This is a genomic window from Ruegeria sp. CDSA246 (assembly GCF_059611225.1).
This window is the reverse complement of the sequence record NZ_JBXWPD010000010.1, coordinates 153087-166294: the sequence shown is the minus strand read 5'-3', so window position 1 is coordinate 166294 and position 13208 is coordinate 153087. Positions and strand designations below refer to the sequence as shown.

The following is a 13208-nucleotide window of genomic DNA, read 5'->3' as shown; positions in this document are numbered from 1 at the left end:
ATCAAGTGCGGATTTGAAACGGGGCTGTAGCGTATCTCGCTGCAGCCCTTTTTTTGTTTATCCTTTGACTGGATAGCGGTCGGGTTCCTCAAACACGTCGATCACGCGGCTTCCGGCTTTGATTTTCCCGCCGTGTTCAACACCAGACGGGATCGAGTAACTGTCGCCGGGGCGATAGGTCTTAGTTTCTCCGCCTATTGTCAGTTCAACCTCGCCCTCGACCACCGTGCCCCATTGCGCCTTGTGTGAATGCGGTGGCAGTTCGAAATCTTTTAGGAAGGTGAAGAACGCAACCAAACCCGCATCTGATCGGACGACGGCGGTCTGAACCACATCCTCGGGGAATGGCACGTCGAGGCTTGGGAAGTCTGTGATGAAATCTGGGTAGGCCATGAAAAATCCTTTGCATTTTTAAATGGGTTTTCGCGGGTACTATGGACGCGCTTGCAGCTTCCCGCAATTCCCGGCTGCTTGACCGCGGACAGACGCGCAGCTATGGCCCCCTGCATGGAAAAGCAAAAGAAACCGTCCCGTCAGCAAGTTTATACATTGCTCGTTCAGATTGGCCGCAAAGAAGGCGACGGCTTGCCCGAAGGCGCGACCGGAGCGGCGCTGATGTGTTTTGCCAGCGGTGTGGATGAGGCCGAGGCCGTGCGTGAAACCGTTGCGATTCTGAAGCAGGCCGACACCGCGCCACTGGACGTCACCGGCTATGGAACTCTGGCCGAGCGTGAGGCGCAGGGGCACGACATCGACCCGGACGAACGCGACCTGATGCAGCGGGCCTTGGACGAAAACGCCGTTATCGTGGCGCAAATGACGCCGTTTTTCGGGGATGAAGAACCGGCTTAGTTCCGGACCCCGAACCATTTGCGATAAATCTCGTCATAGGTGCCGTCTTCGCGCAGCGCCAACAGGGCCTGGTTCACGTCCTCGACCAATGGTGATCCGGTCGGGAACGCGATCCCGTAATTCTCTCGCAGAAAAACACCGCCAGTCATCGATGCGATCCGACGTCCTTCATGCGCCGCGTAATAGGACAGGATCGGCGCGTCAAAGACAACGGCGTCCAACTCCTTATCTTGGAATGCGGTCAGCACATCATCCAGGTTTTCATAACCGGAAAACTCGATCTCGCGTCGGTTCAGGAAGTTTGCGGCAGTCGAGTTCGAGATTGTGCCCACCTGTTTGCCATAAAGATCGTTGACCGAGTTCACGTTGCCGCTGATGGCATCCACGGTCATGACCGACGTGATCCGCGCCGTGAAAACCGATACGATGAACAGTGAGGACACAACCAGAACCACGCCCAGCAACCGTCCGAACGGAGTGCGCGGCATGCGTTCCTCGAACCCGCCGTTGACCACAAGATTCAGCGCCCACCAGAATGACGGGAACCATGCCTCATTCAGCTTACGGTCGAAATAGGGCTGGGCCCGACGCTCAAACCCCCACATCAGCATCCCGCCGCCAAGCAGGATCGCAAAGGCCAGTCCGATGGCGATGAACAATTCAACGGACAGCAAAGCGTGCAGCAGCGATGGTCTGCGCGCTGCATCCGATGGCACCATGATCTGCAGACCGGCCTCGAATATGGGCTGGCTGAAATCCATCTGCGTTTCACGCGCAGCCGTGATCGAGATGTTGGCCACAGCCAGGTCCGCGGTTCCATCCTGCACAGCACCCAGCATATCGCTGAAGGCCTCGACCCTGGTGACCGAGTAGTCCCAATTCAGTGCCTCGGACAAGGCTTGTAGCAGGTCCATTGAAAAACCGGTTTGAGCCCCGTCCTCGACATAGGAAAACGGGGGGCGGGTCACGGTCGTGACCGAAAGCGTCTGCGCCTGGCTTTGCTGTGCAAGAACGGCGAAAGTCAGGCAGATCCAAACGAGAAGCGCACGTATCATCGTCAATTCACCTGTTTCGCGGCCCTCTAACGCAGATTTGAAAGGCACGGCAAGGTGGCCGCAAGGTAAACCGCCATGTTTTATTGGGGTGTCATTTCAAGACTCGCGAAAAAAAGCGCCCGGAATCCGGTGGCGAGGGGTTGGCAATTGGTCCAATTCGTTGAATCTGTGCACGATCCCGCGATTGAACCAACCAAAAGGGCCCAGAAATGACAGATCCGGTGAAGTTGACGGCGGACCTGATCCGTTGCCCATCAGTCACACCTGAGGAAGGTGGCGCGCTTGTGTTGTTGGAGAAGCTTCTGTCCGACGCAGGCTTCGACTGCACCCGCGCGGACCGGGGCGATGTCAGCAATTTGTACGCGCGCTGGGGGCCGATAGCCCATCCGCGCAGCTTTGGGTTCAACGGGCATACTGACGTTGTCCCAGTGGGTGACGAAGCAGCCTGGACGATGCCCCCGTTCGGTGCAGAAATCCGCGAAGGTGTGATGTATGGGCGCGGGGCCACAGACATGAAATCCGGCGTGGCGGCCTTTGCGGCGGCCGCTGTGGATTTCGTGCGCGACTCCCCCCCGAACGGGGCGATTATTCTTGCGATCACGGGCGATGAAGAGGCGGACGCAGTGGATGGCACTACGGCACTGCTTGATTACATGTCCAAGGCCGGAGAACGCATGTCTGCCTGTTTGGTGGGTGAGCCGACATGCCCAAACACAATGGGCGAGATGATGAAAATCGGGCGGCGTGGTTCGATGACCGCCTGGTTCACGGCGACCGGTGAGCAGGGGCATTCGGCCTATCCGCACCGGGCCAAAAACCCTCTGCCCGCCATGGCGCGTTTGATGCATCAGCTGGCCAGCCACGAACTGGATCAGGGATCGGACCATTTCGATGCCTCAACCCTGGCCGTTGTGAGTATTGACACGGGCAACGCAGCTACCAACGTGATCCCGGCGCAATGTACCGGCGCCGTGAATATCCGCTTTAACGATCTGCACTCGGGCGCCAGCATCAGTGAGTGGTTGCAGGCCGAAGCCAAAGCCGTGGCTGAAACCTACGATGTCGCGATCGACGTCCGGATCAAGATCTCAGGCGAGAGCTTTTTGACCCCGCCCGGCCCCCTGTCTGATCTGGTCGCGAAAGCGGTCGAGACCGAAACCGGTGTGCGCCCCGAGATGTCGACAACAGGTGGCACATCTGATGCGCGGTTTGTCAAAGACCATTGCCCAGTGGTTGAGTTCGGCCTTGTTGGCCGAACGATGCATCAGGTCGATGAATGCGTCGAGGTGGCGCAGATTGAACAGCTCAAGGCGATCTACACGCGTATCCTTCAGGACTATTTCGCCTGAACCATGCAGCGCACATTGGTCATCATGGTGAAAGAACCCCGCCCGGGTCGGGTCAAGACACGGTTGGGGCGCGACATCGGCATGGTTGGTGCCGCGTGGTGGTTCCGCCATCAGACACGCGCGCTGATCCGGCGATTGCGGGACCCACGCTGGCAGATTGTGCTTGCCGTTGCCCCGGATCGCGAAGGTCTGACCAGCCGCATCTGGCCTGTTGACCTGCCCCGCGCGGCGCAAGGGCACGGCGATCTGGGCGATCGTATGGGGCGTATGCTACGCGGGATGCCACATGGACCGGTCTGTCTGATCGGCGCTGATATTCCCGGGATCACATCGCAGCATGTCGCACGGGCCTTCAAGGAATTGGGGCGTTCGCAATTCGTTTTTGGCCCTGCGCCGGACGGAGGCTATTGGCTGGTAGGGGCCCAACGATACGGGGCGTTGCCGAACAACTTGTTTCGCAATGTGCGCTGGTCTACCGAAACCGCCCTGGCCGACACTCTGGCTTCGGTTCCGGGGTGTCGTGTCGGATTGCTGGACCATCTGCGCGATGTTGACACGGTGGCAGACCTGAACCCCTGAGCTTTTTGATCATGACGCCGTCGCATACCCATGATAGGCCGGAAGTATGACTCGGATACCCACCAAGCAGGAGGTCCTCGATTGGATCTCGGCGAACCCCACCCTGACCTCGAAACGCGATATCGCTAAAGCCTTTGGTATCAAGGGCGCGGACCGGATCGATCTGAAACGCATTCTGAAAGAGCTAGAGGCCGAGGGGCATCTGGAAAAGCGCAAGCGCAGCTATCGCGACCCGGACCGCCTGCCACCGGTCAGCGTGCTGCAGGTGAAGGCTCCGAATGCGGATGGCGACCTGTTCGCGCGGCCTTTGGAATGGCATGGCGAAGGCGTCGAGCCCATTGTTCTGATCATCACCCGCGCCAGCGATCCTGCATTGGGAGAGGGCGACCGAATTCTGGCCCGCCTGACGGTGGTGCATGAGGAAGACCACAATTACGAGGCACGACTGATACGCCGTATCGGAACCAACCCGCGCAAGATCGTCGGCATCTTTCGCAAAGGGGCCGAAGGCGGTCGGATCGTGCCAATCGACAAAGCCGGTCAGACCGAATGGCTGGTTGCTGACGGTGCCGTACTGGGTGCGAAGGACGGCGAGCTGGTCGAAGCCGAACAGGCCGGGCCAAAGAACCGCATGGGTTTGCCGCGTGCGCGTATCGTGGAACGGCTGGGCGATCCGTCTGCACCCAAGGCCGTTTCGCTGATCGCCATCCACCAGCATGGCATTCCGGATGATTTCCCCGACAAGGTGATTGACGAAGCTGACAAGGCCAAACCCGTGGGGCTGAAAGGCCGCGAAGATCTGCAGGACATGCCGCTGCTGACCATCGATCCGTCAGATGCGCGGGATCATGACGATGCCTGTTACGCCCATGCCGACGATGACCCCAAGAACCCTGGCGGGCATGTGATCTGGGTCGCCATCGCCGACGTCGCCGCCTATGTGCAGCCCGGTACCGCGCTGGATCGTGAGGCGCGCAAGCGCGGCAACTCCAGCTACTTCCCGGATCGGGTGGTGCCAATGCTGCCGGATCGCCTCTCTGGAGACCTGTGTTCGCTGCACGAAGGCGTTCCGCGCGCCTGTATCGCTGTTCGAATGCAGATCGATGCGGATGGAAACAAGATTGGTCATCGCTTTGTACGTGGTCTGATGCGCTCGGCCGCGTCGCTGCACTATGCCGAGGTGCAAGACGCAATAGACGGCAATATCAACGACCGCACAGGACCTTTGTTAGACCCTGTGTTGAAGCCGCTCTATGATGCCTATGCCGGGCTTAAGAAAGCGCGGGCGGAACGGCAGCCGCTGGAGCTGGACCTGCCCGAACGCAAGATCGTTCTCAGCGACGCGGGCGAGGTCCAAAGCGTGGCCTTCCGCGACCGCTTGGACGCGCACAAGCTGATCGAGGAGTTCATGATCCTCGCCAATGTCGCCGCCGCCGAGACATTGATCGCCAAGCGACGCCCGTTGCTGTTCCGTGTGCACGAGGAACCGGCGCAAGAAAAGCTGGAAAGCCTGCGGGAAACCGCGCAGGCTGCGGGCCTAAATTTGGCCAAGGGTCAGGTGCTGCAAACCCGGCACCTGAATGCATTGCTGAACGCGGCTGCCGGGACAGAGGATGCAGAGCTGATCAACCTTTCAACTTTGCGCTCAATGGCACAGGCTTATTACAATCCCGAGAATTTCGGCCATTTCGGGTTAGCGTTGCGCAACTATGCGCATTTCACTTCTCCCATTCGTCGTTACGCGGACCTGATCGTGCACCGGGCGCTGATCACGGCGCATGGCTGGGGTGACGACGGGTTGACCGAGGATGAAATCGCGCGACTCGATGAAACGGCAACGCATATCTCGGACACCGAACGCCGCTCAATGATGGCCGAGCGTGATACGACGGATCGCTATCTGGCCGCTTATCTGAGCGAGCGTGTGGGCAATGAATTCAGTGGTCGTATCAGCGGCATCGCGCGGTTCGGTGCATTTGTGAAGATGGACGAAACCGGCGCGGATGGTCTGGTGCCAGTCCGGTCACTGGGGCGCGAGTTTTTCCATTTCGACCGCGAAGCCGGCACGCTTATGGGATCGGACTCAGGGCTGATCATTGCCATCGGCCAGCGGGTCACCGTGCGCCTGACCGAGGCCACGCCCGTTACCGGCGGGCTCGAGCTGGAGCTGCTGTCCATCGAAGACCAAGCCCTGCCGCGCGGAGGCGGGCCTGCTAAGCGGGGGGGCGCACGGCGCAAGGCGGTCAGTACCAAGCGCAAGAAGGACAAGATCAAGCGCAAGGTCGAACGCAAACGTCGTCAAAGGTGATAGGTCAGCGCCCGTGCGATCAGCCAGCCATGCCGGGTTTCATCAATCTGATCCGGGTCATCAAACAGAATGGCCCGGTTGCCGTCCAACCGATCCTCGCCTGGAAAGGCAGTGGTGAAATCACCCATTAGTCGGCTCTGACAATGCACGAACAGCGCAAAGGATGCCGACTTGTGCCCGCCCAGCCGGATGGTCGACCCTTTGGGCGCCAGATAGGCGGGTTGACCCCAACGCAACGCCTCACTCAATGGTTGGGCTTTAGGCAACGCCCCAGCGGTTGAAAACACCAGCTCACGCAAGACGAGGACACCCGAACGGGTGTCTTCGGGAAACGCTTCAAAGGCGGCTTGCACCGCGGGGTCGTCAAAAGGTGTCATGGCAGCGGTATCGCCTGTTCCATTCGGTCCACGTAGTCGTTGAGCAGCCTATCCTGTTTGATCCGCTGGGTCAGCGGGGTTTCCACCGGTGTTGCGCGCATTGCGGCCAACATCGGCCCAACGCTCATATCTGCCGAGGTGGGCTTGTCGCCCATAAGGTACGGTGATTGCCACAAATAAGCGGATATCGCTTCAAGGTCCCGCTCCAATCGATCCTGACGCTCAGCAGGTGAGAACCGGCCGACACCCTGAAACCCCAACCCCTGAACGACCTTTTTCCGAATAGAGTTTGATACAGGAGTTCGGATCAGAGCGGGAATGACCGAAAAGAAGGTTTTTTGCAGAGTTGGCCAAACCTCGTCATTGGCCCATCTGTCCTGGACGACCTGAAAATAAATGTGTTCCTCTGCCATGCGGATCAGCGTCCGTGCCTGCGCCTTTTGTATGTCGCTTAGCCCAGCGTCGAAGTTTGCGCCCTGCGCCTCAAGCCAATCGCGGATCAGGTCGCTGTCCGGGACAAGACGCTCTGGCGTGCGCAGAACCGGCAGTTTCTGATGGGGCATCTTGCGGGGGTCCAACATATCAGACCGCTGCCAACGCTGGCCCGCGTGTTCCAGCATGTAAGCAGCCTTGACGCAAAAGGGGCTGGCGCTGAACAGGCCAAAGGCCGAAGGGTAAATCATAAGGGTCAACATCGGAGGCTCCAAATTCGGGATGCCCGAGGAATAGCTTTGCCTGATGACAGTTTCTGTCATCAGATTTAGATTAATCTGCACTATGTCCCGAACCGCCCGCCTGTTCCAATTGATGCAAGCCTTGCGCTCTGGTCCTTCGCCGAAGACGTCCCGGCAACTGGCGCAGGATCTGGGCGTCTCGCCGCGCACCGTCCATCGCGACATTGAGTCGTTACGCGGGCTTGGGGCGGTGATCGACGGTGAGGCCGGTTTTGGCTTTACCCTGATCGAAGACGCAACACTGCCGCCGCTTGGATTCACAGATGATGAGCTTGAAGCGCTGGTGTTGGGGTTGCGAGAGGTGCAGGCCATTGGCGACCCCGGTTTAGCGGATGCGGCAGGCAATGCGTTACGAAAACTTCAGGGACGCCTACCCCAGCGTCAGTCGCACCGGCTGACCCATGCCGTGTTGACAGCGACGCGGTTTGATCGCCCGGCCAAGCCCACCATCACGGTCGGGGACTTGCGACAAGCCACGTGGGATGAGCGCACGATCGAGTTTGCTTATACCGACGCCAAGGGCGATGACACCCGTCGTAAGGTGAACCCGCTGAGTATCGTCTATATGGATCGCTCCAACGTTCTGATTTCCTGGTGCCATCTGAGGCAGGATTTCCGGGTCTTCCGGCTAGACCGGATCCGCGAAATGTCCGTGACAGATGAAAGCTTTAGGCCGAACCGTATCCCCTTGCTGCGAGAAGCCCTTGCCCAGATCCGCGCACAGCACAAAGCAAAAGATCGCGAAGGGTCAAGCTGAACGCTTTGGAAAATTCCAATTCTGCGGTATTCTGAGGTTGAGCAGAAACCAGGAAAATTCGGAATGCGTAAATGCATAGGTGGCGTTATGACCGCCGCATTATGGGCATCCATTGTGCAGGCGGAATCTATCAATACTCTGGGCGGATCACAGGCCATACAGCTGGCGTCAGCTGGCGTGGCGATATCCATCCGGCCAGTTTTACGACCCTCAGCTAAGGAGTACCGGGTGTCGACGGAAGGAAACGCGCGGTTCCAGGCGTGGCTTGGAGCATTTCGTGAACGGGCGTCCGAGCAGGGGATATCAGCCTCAACACTGGACAGGTCGCTGGCAGGTTTGACCTACGATAAGGACGTGATCAGGCGCGACCGCAACCAGGCAGAGTTTTCGAAACCCATTTGGGAGTATTTGGATTCTGCCGTCTCGGACACGCGCATCAGAAACGGCCGGGCGGGGTTGGAGAGCCATCGCGACGCACTAACCCGCATCGAAGCCATGTACGGCGTCGAAAAAGAGGTTGTGACAGCGATTTGGGGGCTTGAGACCTCGTTCGGGACCTATCGGGGCAGTGATCACACGATCCGATCACTGGCGACATTGGCGTTTGACGCACGACGCGCGCAGTTTTTCGAAACCCAGTTGATCGCCGCATTGCAGATCATTCAGGCGGGCGACGTCAGCCCGCGCAATATGGTGGGTAGCTGGGCTGGGGCGATGGGGCATACGCAGTTCATGCCAACCTCATTTCTGGACCACGCAGTTGATTTCGACGGGGATGGGCGTCGCGATATCTGGTCGGACGATCCAACCGATGCGCTGGCCTCGGCCGCCGCCTATCTGGCGCGGCATGGGTGGACCAAGGGGCAGCCGTGGGGCGTTGAGGTGACCCTGCCCAAAGGGTTCGACTATTCCACCGCAAGGCGGGATCACACATTGATGCCCTCACAATGGACCGCACGTGGCGTGGTGGCGGCGAGTGGCGCCCACATTTCGGATCACGGACAAGCGGCAATTCTGTTACCCGCCGGAGGGCGGGGCGTCGCGCTGATGATCTTCGACAATTTCAAGGTGATTGAGGAATACAACGGTGCCGACGCCTATGTGATCGGGATAGGACACCTGTCTGACCGTCTTGCCGGACGGGGGGCGTTCCAAACCGAATGGCCGCGTGGTGACCGGGTGTTGAGTTTCACCGAGAAAAAGGAATTGCAATCCCGCCTGACCGAGGCTGGCTTTGATACCCAAGGCGTCGACGGGCGCACAGGGCCAAACACAGTCAAAGCTGTTCGGGCTTATCAATTGGCGCAGGGGTTGCTGCCAGACGGATACGCCAGTCTGAACCTCTTGGAAGCGTTGCGGTGACAATGTAGGGGCGTTGATCTATTGCCTGGGTATGCACTGCGGATACTCTCTCAGGTATTGGCTGTGCAACCTCCCGACTACCGGCACTCACTACGATAGACGGGAGGTGGACCCAGCAGAAGAGCGGGTCGCGACGCCGGTAGAGGTAATACAATTAACCGAGTCGCATTCGCATACTTGAATCTGAATTACATCAAATCAAGATATTTATCGCGCGATAAATTTTTGGTTGTCGCGCGATACAAAATTACTTCTTTTTACCGCTCGATTTGATCGAAACTAGTTGTGTTCAGCAATTGAGCTGTATCGATTGACGGGTAATTGCGACTCAGAAAGTGGGAAGGGGCGCATCCAGTGCGCCCCTTAAACCTGAATAGTAGCAATCTGGGCTATGACGCTGCCTTCATCAGACCCTGCGCGATGATCTCGGCCTGCGCCTCGTCCAGTGACTTGTGAATCCGCACGAACATCTCGTCGATTTCCGCAGGGGTCAGGACCAGCGGGGGTGAGATGATCATCCGGTCACCCACATGGCGCATGATCAGGTTGTTGGCAAAACAGCGGTCGCGGCAGATGTAGCCGACCGTACCGGGCTCGGACGCGAATTTGGCGCGGCTGGCCTTGTCCGGCGTCAACGCGATCGAGGCCATCATGCCGACGATCTTGGCCTCACCGACGAGTGGATGATCGGCCAGGGCCTCCCATTTCTCTTTCAGATAGGGGGCGGCCACGTCGCGGACGTGGTCGACGATGCCTTCTTCTTCGAGGATGCGCAGATTCTCTAGCGCGACAGCCGCCGCAACCGGGTGGCCGGAATAGGTATAGCCGTGATTGAACTCGGTGCCGCCGATCACCTCGGCAATCTCGTCATTCACGATGGATCCACCGATGGGCGCGTAACCCGAGCTGAGTCCCTTGGCGATTGTCATGATATGCGGTTTGATACCAACGGTTTCGGACCCGAACCAGTTGCCTGTGCGTCCAAAGCCGCAGATCACCTCATCGGCGATCAAAAGGATATCGTATTTGTCGCAAATGCGCTGGATCTCGGGCCAGTAGGTATCGGGGGCAACGATCACCCCTCCCGCACCCTGCACGGGTTCGGCAATAAAGGCCGCGACGCGGTCTTCGCCCAGTTCCAGAATCGCGTCTTCCAGCTCGCGCGCGCGGGCAAGGCCAAACTCTTCCGGCGTCATGTCGCCGCCTTCGGCCCACCAGTTCGGCTGGTTGATGTGGTGGATATTCGGGATTGGGATGCCGCCTTGCGCATGCATGCCCGCCATACCGCCTAGCGAGGCGGAACCGACAGAGGACCCGTGATAGGCATTGTGGCGGCTGATGATGATGTTCTTGTCGGGCTGACCCTTCTCAGCCCAATAGGTGCGAACCAGACGAATGTTGGTGTCATTTGCCTCGGACCCGCCCGCCGCGAAGAACACGTGGTTCAGATCCCCCGGCGCCAGTTCCGCAATCTTGGCAGCCAAAGCGATGGCCGGAATATGGGTCGTTTTGAAGAACGTGTTGTAATAGGGCAGTTCACGCATCTGACGGGCCGCAACGTCGGCCAGCTCATCGCGACCGTAACCGATATTGACGCACCAAAGACCCGCCATGGCGTCCAGAATCTCTTCGCCTTCGCTATCGGTCAGGTACACGCCTTTGGCACGAGTGATGACACGCGCACCTTCCTCGCCCAATGATCCGTTGGCCGAAAACGGGTGCATATGATGCGCCGCATCCAGCGCCTGCAATTCGGCGGTTGGCATGTGATTGGTGATGGTCGACATCAGAGAATCTCCTGCAAAAGGCGGTTACCTGTCACAATATGATCAAATTTTTTGCTGTCAATCGAATCGACGTGAATCAGGCGCGGATCAAAGCGTCCGACATCAATTCCATACCCTGCTCAATGTCCTGAGCGGTTGCTTTCGCCACCTTTTCCGCATCTTTCGCCCGCAAGCTTGCGATGATGTCCTTGTGTCGATCCGGCAGGCTATGTGTTCCGAATCGTCCGCAAACAACGCGTAGTGAGGGGCCGAACCGCAGCCAAAGCCTCTCGGCTAGATCGTTGAGAATTGGAGCATCCGCATGCGCATATAACGTTTCATGAAACTGGTGGTTTAAGCGCAGGTAACCACTGACGTCGCCGTCTGTGATGGTCTGATCCAATCGCTGATCAAGCTTCTCGAGCTGGTCGATATCAGCAGGTTTTAGATTCGCGGTTGCCCGCCTGGAAAGCTCTGATTCTATTGATATTCTGGCAAAAATCATCTGCTCGACATCGGTACCCGACAGTAACGGCACGCTGACCCGTCGATTGCCCTGAAACACCAGCGCGCCGTCCGAAATCAGCCGCCGGATCGCCTCGCGGACGGGGGTCATTCCAACCCCAAGCGATTCGGTCAAACCTTGTATCGTGACGGGTTGTCCCGGGACCAGATCACCGTACATGATCTGCGATCTCAGGGTTTGGTACACCTGTTCATGAGCCGGTCTTTTACCCTCATCCACATTCGGGCCAGATGCTTTATTTTTGATCAAATCCAATTAGTTTACCCTGTTTCGCGTGGTGTCGACTTGCCAGACGCCTGACCTCGTGAAACCATACGATGGATCGGGGAAAAACGCAAAACTTGATCAAATCAAAAAAAAACGGGAAAATACCCGTACACTTGCAGGGAGAGAAATATGTCAATCAAAACGCTGACAATGACAGCGATTGTCGCGCTGGGGACTTCGGCGGCTTTTGCCGAAGAGGTGCGCGTCTATAACTGGTCCGACTATATCGACGAGGATCTGCTGAAGAAATTTGAAGAAGAGACAGGGCTGACCCTGATCTACGACGTGTTCGACAGCAATGAGGTTCTGGAAACCAAGATGCTTGCCGGTGGATCAGGCTATGACGTAGTTGTGCCGTCGGGCACGTTTCTACAGCGTCAGATTCAGGCTGGCGCCTTTCAGGAACTGGACGAAGCAAAGCTGTCGAATTCAGGAAACCTATGGGACGTGATTCAGGAACGTACCGCAGGCTATGACCCGAACAACGCCTATTCGATCAACTACATGTGGGGGACGACCGGCCTCGGCGTTAACGTTGGTAAGGTTAAGGAAGTGCTAGGCGATGACGTGGCTCTGAACAGCATGGACTTGGTTCTGAAACCAGAGAATATGGAAAAGCTGGCCTCGTGCGGCGTCCATTTCCTGGACGCTCCGGCCGAGATTATTCCGATGGTGCTGCAGTATATCGGTGAAGATCCGGACAGCCATGACACCGATGTGATCGGTAAAGCCGAAGAAGTTCTGGCTGGCGTTCGCCCGCATATCCAGAAATTCCACAGCTCGGAATACATCAACGCGCTGGCAAATGGCGATATCTGCGTAGCTGTCGGTTGGTCAGGTGACATCCTGCAAGCGCGGGATCGCGCGGCCGAGGCCGAAAATGGCGTGGAAATTGAATACCACCCATTCGCTGAAGGTTCGCTGATGTGGTTCGACCAGATGGCCATCCCGGCGGATGCTCCGAACCCGGAAGGCGCACACCAGTTCTTGAACTTCATTCTGGACGCCAACAACATGGCTGCCGCATCGAACTATGTGTACTATGCCAATGGCAACAAGGCTTCTCAGGAGTTCCTTGAGGAAGACGTGATTGGTGATCAGGCAATCTATCCGAGTGATGCCACGATGCAGAATCTCTACATCACGACGCCTTATCCCGTCAAAACGCAGCGGAGCGTGACCCGCCTGTGGACCAAAATCAAATCGGGCACCTGAACCGAAGTATCTGAGCAAGGCGGCCCGACCGCCTTGCCCTTTCAATCAGACCGTCGAACGG

Annotated in this window: 14 protein-coding genes; 8 read left to right on the top strand and 6 right to left on the bottom strand. The window is 58.0% G+C overall.

Annotated features, from left to right (window positions below):
- Positions 1 to 57: 57 nt before the first annotated feature.
- The gene (locus tag AC2FI9_RS14735; protein ID WP_496726521.1) at positions 58 to 393 is read right to left on the bottom strand and encodes a cupin domain-containing protein; all 336 of its coding nucleotides are present in this window, start codon (positions 391 to 393) and stop codon (positions 58 to 60) included.
- Positions 394 to 507: 114 nt separating this feature from the next.
- Here AC2FI9_RS14735 and AC2FI9_RS14730 point away from each other — a divergent pair, with 114 nt between their 5' ends.
- A complete protein-coding gene (locus tag AC2FI9_RS14730) occupies positions 508 to 852 on the top strand; it encodes a DUF8846 family protein (protein WP_058279829.1) in 345 nt (114 codons plus the stop codon).
- Here the strand turns inward: AC2FI9_RS14730 and AC2FI9_RS14725 are convergent.
- Positions 849 to 1907: a transporter substrate-binding domain-containing protein gene (locus AC2FI9_RS14725; protein ID WP_496768639.1), complete on the bottom strand. Its 1059-nt coding sequence runs from the start codon at positions 1905 to 1907 to the stop codon at positions 849 to 851. The two genes, AC2FI9_RS14730 and AC2FI9_RS14725, sit on opposite strands and share 4 nt — an antisense overlap.
- A 209-nt stretch (positions 1908 to 2116) precedes the next feature.
- Between AC2FI9_RS14725 and dapE the strand changes: the two genes are divergently transcribed.
- From dapE to rnr, 3 genes are read left to right on the top strand one after another with little or no spacing between them, the layout of a single operon-like run.
- Positions 2117 to 3256, top strand: a complete 1140-nt coding sequence (gene dapE, locus AC2FI9_RS14720) for a succinyl-diaminopimelate desuccinylase (RefSeq protein ID WP_496768637.1) — start codon at positions 2117 to 2119, stop codon at positions 3254 to 3256.
- A 3-nt stretch (positions 3257 to 3259) separates the two neighbouring features.
- Positions 3260 to 3835, top strand: a complete 576-nt coding sequence (locus tag AC2FI9_RS14715) for a TIGR04282 family arsenosugar biosynthesis glycosyltransferase (protein ID WP_496768635.1) — start codon at positions 3260 to 3262, stop codon at positions 3833 to 3835.
- Between the two features lie 46 nt (positions 3836 to 3881).
- The gene (rnr, locus tag AC2FI9_RS14710) at positions 3882 to 6143 is read left to right on the top strand and encodes a ribonuclease R (RefSeq protein ID WP_496768633.1); all 2262 of its coding nucleotides are present in this window, start codon (positions 3882 to 3884) and stop codon (positions 6141 to 6143) included.
- On the opposite strand, the gene AC2FI9_RS14705 is transcribed toward rnr, so the two are convergent.
- Both AC2FI9_RS14705 and AC2FI9_RS14700 read right to left on the bottom strand, forming a co-directional pair.
- Positions 6134 to 6520 carry a DUF1801 domain-containing protein gene (locus AC2FI9_RS14705; protein ID WP_496768631.1) on the bottom strand — a complete coding sequence of 129 codons (387 nt, stop codon included), beginning with the start codon at positions 6518 to 6520 and terminating at the stop codon, positions 6134 to 6136. The genes rnr and AC2FI9_RS14705 overlap by 10 nt on opposite strands.
- Entirely contained in the window at positions 6517 to 7275 is a 759-nt protein-coding gene (locus AC2FI9_RS14700) for a glutathione S-transferase family protein (protein WP_496768628.1), read from the bottom strand. Before AC2FI9_RS14700 ends, AC2FI9_RS14705 begins: the two co-directional genes overlap by 4 nt.
- A gap of 22 nt (positions 7276 to 7297) precedes the next feature.
- Between AC2FI9_RS14700 and AC2FI9_RS14695 the strand changes: the two genes are divergently transcribed.
- The 3 genes from AC2FI9_RS14695 (at position 7298) to AC2FI9_RS14685 (ending at position 9373) form a co-directional block, all read left to right on the top strand.
- Positions 7298 to 8011, top strand: coding sequence for a helix-turn-helix transcriptional regulator (locus AC2FI9_RS14695; protein ID WP_496768625.1), 714 nt, complete (start codon positions 7298 to 7300; stop codon positions 8009 to 8011).
- 71 nt (positions 8012 to 8082) lie between these two features.
- On the top strand, positions 8083 to 8229 hold the full coding sequence (locus AC2FI9_RS14690; RefSeq protein WP_496768705.1) for a hypothetical protein: 147 nt from the start codon (positions 8083 to 8085) through the stop codon (positions 8227 to 8229).
- Positions 8189 to 9373: a lytic murein transglycosylase gene (locus tag AC2FI9_RS14685; RefSeq protein ID WP_496768703.1), complete on the top strand. Its 1185-nt coding sequence runs from the start codon at positions 8189 to 8191 to the stop codon at positions 9371 to 9373. The genes AC2FI9_RS14690 and AC2FI9_RS14685 overlap by 41 nt, the downstream gene beginning before the upstream one ends.
- Before the next feature lie 389 nt (positions 9374 to 9762).
- On the opposite strand, the gene AC2FI9_RS14680 is transcribed toward AC2FI9_RS14685, so the two are convergent.
- Both AC2FI9_RS14680 and AC2FI9_RS14675 read right to left on the bottom strand, forming a co-directional pair.
- Positions 9763 to 11160: an aspartate aminotransferase family protein gene (locus tag AC2FI9_RS14680; protein ID WP_496768623.1), complete on the bottom strand. Its 1398-nt coding sequence runs from the start codon at positions 11158 to 11160 to the stop codon at positions 9763 to 9765.
- Between the two features lie 76 nt (positions 11161 to 11236).
- A complete protein-coding gene (locus tag AC2FI9_RS14675; RefSeq protein WP_496768621.1) occupies positions 11237 to 11920 on the bottom strand; it encodes a GntR family transcriptional regulator in 684 nt (227 codons plus the stop codon).
- Between the two features lie 141 nt (positions 11921 to 12061).
- Between AC2FI9_RS14675 and AC2FI9_RS14670 the strand changes: the two genes are divergently transcribed.
- Positions 12062 to 13147, top strand: coding sequence for a polyamine ABC transporter substrate-binding protein (locus AC2FI9_RS14670; RefSeq protein ID WP_113791802.1), 1086 nt, complete (start codon positions 12062 to 12064; stop codon positions 13145 to 13147).
- Positions 13148 to 13208 lie beyond the last annotated feature (61 nt).

Excerpts from the sequence above, each read along its gene's own strand:
- dapE (WP_496768637.1), top strand. The coding sequence starts at position 2,117 with ATGACAGATCCGGTGAAGTTGACGGCGGACCTGATCCGTTGCCCATCA.
- AC2FI9_RS14670 (WP_113791802.1), top strand. The coding sequence starts at position 12,062 with ATGTCAATCAAAACGCTGACAATGACAGCGATTGTCGCGCTGGGGACT.
- AC2FI9_RS14705 (WP_496768631.1), bottom strand. The coding sequence starts at position 6,520 with ATGACACCTTTTGACGACCCCGCGGTGCAAGCCGCCTTTGAAGCGTTT.
- AC2FI9_RS14735 (WP_496726521.1), bottom strand. The coding sequence starts at position 393 with ATGGCCTACCCAGATTTCATCACAGACTTCCCAAGCCTCGACGTGCCA.
- AC2FI9_RS14680 (WP_496768623.1), bottom strand. The coding sequence starts at position 11,160 with ATGTCGACCATCACCAATCACATGCCAACCGCCGAATTGCAGGCGCTG.
- AC2FI9_RS14715 (WP_496768635.1), top strand. The coding sequence starts at position 3,260 with ATGCAGCGCACATTGGTCATCATGGTGAAAGAACCCCGCCCGGGTCGG.
- AC2FI9_RS14725 (WP_496768639.1), bottom strand. The coding sequence starts at position 1,907 with ATGATACGTGCGCTTCTCGTTTGGATCTGCCTGACTTTCGCCGTTCTT.
- AC2FI9_RS14700 (WP_496768628.1), bottom strand. The coding sequence starts at position 7,275 with ATGACAGAAACTGTCATCAGGCAAAGCTATTCCTCGGGCATCCCGAAT.
- rnr (WP_496768633.1), top strand. The coding sequence starts at position 3,882 with ATGACTCGGATACCCACCAAGCAGGAGGTCCTCGATTGGATCTCGGCG.
- AC2FI9_RS14730 (WP_058279829.1), top strand. The coding sequence starts at position 508 with ATGGAAAAGCAAAAGAAACCGTCCCGTCAGCAAGTTTATACATTGCTC.
- AC2FI9_RS14690 (WP_496768705.1), top strand. The coding sequence starts at position 8,083 with ATGCATAGGTGGCGTTATGACCGCCGCATTATGGGCATCCATTGTGCA.
- AC2FI9_RS14695 (WP_496768625.1), top strand. The coding sequence starts at position 7,298 with ATGTCCCGAACCGCCCGCCTGTTCCAATTGATGCAAGCCTTGCGCTCT.